Annotated in this window: 3 protein-coding genes and 1 pseudogene; all 4 read right to left on the bottom strand. The window is 42.6% G+C overall.

The genetic code is table 11. From position 1 onward, the window contains the following. Positions 1 to 292: BCCT family transporter (locus A3761_RS18325; protein ID WP_197473106.1), on the bottom strand; the 292-nt coding region annotated here is incomplete at its 3' end. 59 nt (positions 293 to 351) lie between these two features. Continuing rightward, on the bottom strand, positions 352 to 753 hold the full coding sequence (locus tag A3761_RS18330; protein WP_068514443.1) for an ectoine synthase: 402 nt from the start codon (positions 751 to 753) through the stop codon (positions 352 to 354). Between the two features lie 82 nt (positions 754 to 835). After that, positions 836 to 2143: pseudogene (ectB, locus tag A3761_RS18335) on the bottom strand (diaminobutyrate--2-oxoglutarate transaminase). A 49-nt stretch (positions 2144 to 2192) separates the two neighbouring features. Further along, on the bottom strand, positions 2193 to 2681 hold the full coding sequence (ectA, locus tag A3761_RS18340; RefSeq protein WP_068514445.1) for a diaminobutyrate acetyltransferase: 489 nt from the start codon (positions 2679 to 2681) through the stop codon (positions 2193 to 2195). Between the last annotated feature and the right edge of the window lie 266 nt (positions 2682 to 2947).

A 2947-nucleotide genomic window follows, 5' to 3' on the forward strand; every position in this document is an offset into this window, starting at 1 on the left:
TGCCGAAAGGAGAAACAATAAGCGCCAGGCAGAACAACACAAAAATATTGCCTGCCCAAATAAACAAACCATCGAAAGCACCAATAATATCCCATTTAAGACCATCTAATGCAGCTTTTGCGGTCGCTGAATCAGTTAGCAGTGTGGCTACTAAAAATAACAATATCAGCCCGGAACTCACAGCAAATACCGGGTTATGAATATCAAAACCCCAGCGTTGAACATTGTGCTGCCCAACGCTGTAGTCAGTACTGTGAATGCCATATTTATCGTTAGGGTTAGGTACGCTCATCAGCAAAGCCCTTTCATTTATTGTTATCAATTGGGATAGAACTAGGTACTCAATATATATTATTCAATAGTATCCGCTTCTAATTCGTAGGCACCTTCCTTGTTGTGTACTTCCTTGCCATTAAGCGGAGGGTTGAAGACGCATGCCATCTTCATTTCTTTAAATGCTCTTAGGATATGCTTGTCATGCTTATCCAGAACATAGATCGTGCCTGCAGAGATCGGGTGCACTTTTCCATCTTCCAAATTCTCTATCTCACCCTCACCTGACATGCAGTAAACCGACTCCAAATGATTTTGATAGTGCATCTGAAAATCTGCGCCTTCATAGATAGTCGTGATGTGAAACGAAAACCCCATCTGGTCATCTTTTAATAGCATACGCGTACTTTCCCAATTGCCATCAGGAGAGACAATGCGTCTTGATGAATTTTCCGCTTCACTCAGTTTTCTTACGATCATTTTTTTACCTTGTTTCTCTTTATCCAGTTAAATAACGTGACGCCTAAAATAGCATGATGACTAAGCCATTAAATACTGACGATTAGCCTGCCATCTTCGCATCATCAAAATAGTCGCTATCTTCAGGGATTTGGTCTTCTTTAGCACAAACCTCTTTGATCGCTTGCTCAACAATATCAATACCCTTTTTGAGAGAGTCTTGACTGATTACGAGAGGACATAAAAATTTAACCACCTGATCATCAGCACCGCTTGTCTCAATGATAAGCCCCTGCTGAAAAGCATTGCGTGTAATGTTGCCAGCGATCTCACCGTTTACACAGTTAATCCCTTGAAACATGCCGCGTCCACAGGTCGTGAAATTTCCGTCGCCATACAAGTCGACAATCTTTTCCAGGCGCGATTTAATATATTCGCCTTTTTGCTTAATCTCATTAGAGAACTTGTCGTCAGACCAGTAATGATCAATGGCGGCTTTCGCGGTTACAAATGCAAAATTGTTGCCTCTAAACGTACCGTTATGCTCTCCTGGTTTCCATTGGTCCAGCTCTGGCTTAAATCAAACAACAGCAAAAGGTAAGCCGTATCCGCCAAGTGATTTCGATAAGGTCACCATATCGGGCTTAATGCCTGCTTCTTCAAAGCTAAAGAAGGTGCCAGTACGACCGCAACCCGCCTGTATATCATCGATGATAAGCAGTACATCATGCTTTCGGCAGACTTTTTCTAAGTTACGCAACCATTCAAAACTAGCCGCATTGATACCGCCTTCACCTTGCACAGTTTCAACAATCACTGCAGCGGGCTTGTCGATGCCACTGCTGGAATCTGAAAGCACTTTATCAAGATAAGCTGTGGTATCAATCTCGTCACCTAAGTAGCCGTCATAAGGCACGCGGCTTACGCCGCCTAAGCTGACACCCGCCGCGCCACGATGATGAGAGTTACCCGTCGCAGCCAGAGAGCCAAGGCTAACGCCATGAAAACCATTGGTGAAAGAAATAATGTTCTGACGGCCTTTAATATTACGCGCTAGCTTTAAAGCCGCTTCAACTGCGTTGGTACCAGTCGGACCAGTAAACTGCATAACATAATCGAGATCCCGAGGCTTTAGAATCTTCTCATTAAAAGCCTCTAGAAATTCACCTTTCGCCTTGGTATGCATATCCAGGCCATGCGTAATACCATCATTCTCAATGTAGTCCATTAAGAGAGGCTTAAATAGCGGATTGTTATGCCCGTAGTTAATTGTTCCCGCACCCGCCAGAAAGTCTAGATACTCATTTTCCTCCTCATCGTAGAGGTGTTCCATCTTAGCGCGATTAAAAACACGAGGGAAAGAACGAGCATAGCTCTGAACTTCAGATTCAATTTCATCAAATATTTTCATTAGCATCCTCCATAGGATGTTTGGTGCGAGTCTTATTTAGTGTGCGAGGTTAGGAACTAAATGGACCGATTCGGACCAGAAATTCCGTGTCATGCAAGCCAGCAAAATGCGTATCTTTGCTAAACATTTCAGATTTGGCTAAGGGAGCAGAAAAATCCTTTGCGAAGCTTTCAAATAAAGTCCATGAGGCTTTATTGTCAGCTGTAATGGTCGTTTCCAAGTGAGTGACCTGAGCGCATTCTTGCCGCGTCACAATATCTTTGAGCATTCGCTTAGCAAGACCTTGACCGCGAGCACGCTCATCAACGGCGACCTGCCAAATAAATAAAGTGTCTTGCCGGTCGGGAATGACATAGCCGGATATAAAGCCAAGTGTCTTGTCATCGTCTATCGCTATCACTGAGGTGCTAGCGAAATGACTGCACTGCAGCAAGTTGCAGTACGCTGAGTTAGTGTCCAGAGGTGGGCATCGGTCTATGAGCGCAAATACTGATCGGCCATCAGTATCTAGCGGTCTTCTAAGTGTGGTTTGATTCATAATTTATTATTTTAGATGTCTAAACATTTATTTTTAGACATCTATGTATAACTTGCCTGTATTTATGCTACTTTTTACTAGCTGTTACAATTTTATGCGCCTTAAAGCCTTATATTTTCACTAATATGAGCGATTTAATGCAAAAAGTATTTTGAGATCTAAATATAGTACACTAAATATAATAATACTAAAACCTGCGAAAGAATTTGGAAGGAATATGCCAGCTGATTCAGCCATACAATATGTAAGCTTCTCTCTTGCTGAAG

It is taken from the genome of Oleiphilus sp. HI0123 (genome assembly GCF_001635315.1).

What these genes read in the sequence shown, in the direction of transcription:
- ectA (WP_068514445.1), bottom strand. Translation starts at nt 2,681, where the DNA reads ATGAATCAAACCACACTTAGAAGACCGCTAGATACTGATGGCCGATCA.
- A3761_RS18330 (WP_068514443.1), bottom strand. Translation starts at nt 753, where the DNA reads ATGATCGTAAGAAAACTGAGTGAAGCGGAAAATTCATCAAGACGCATT.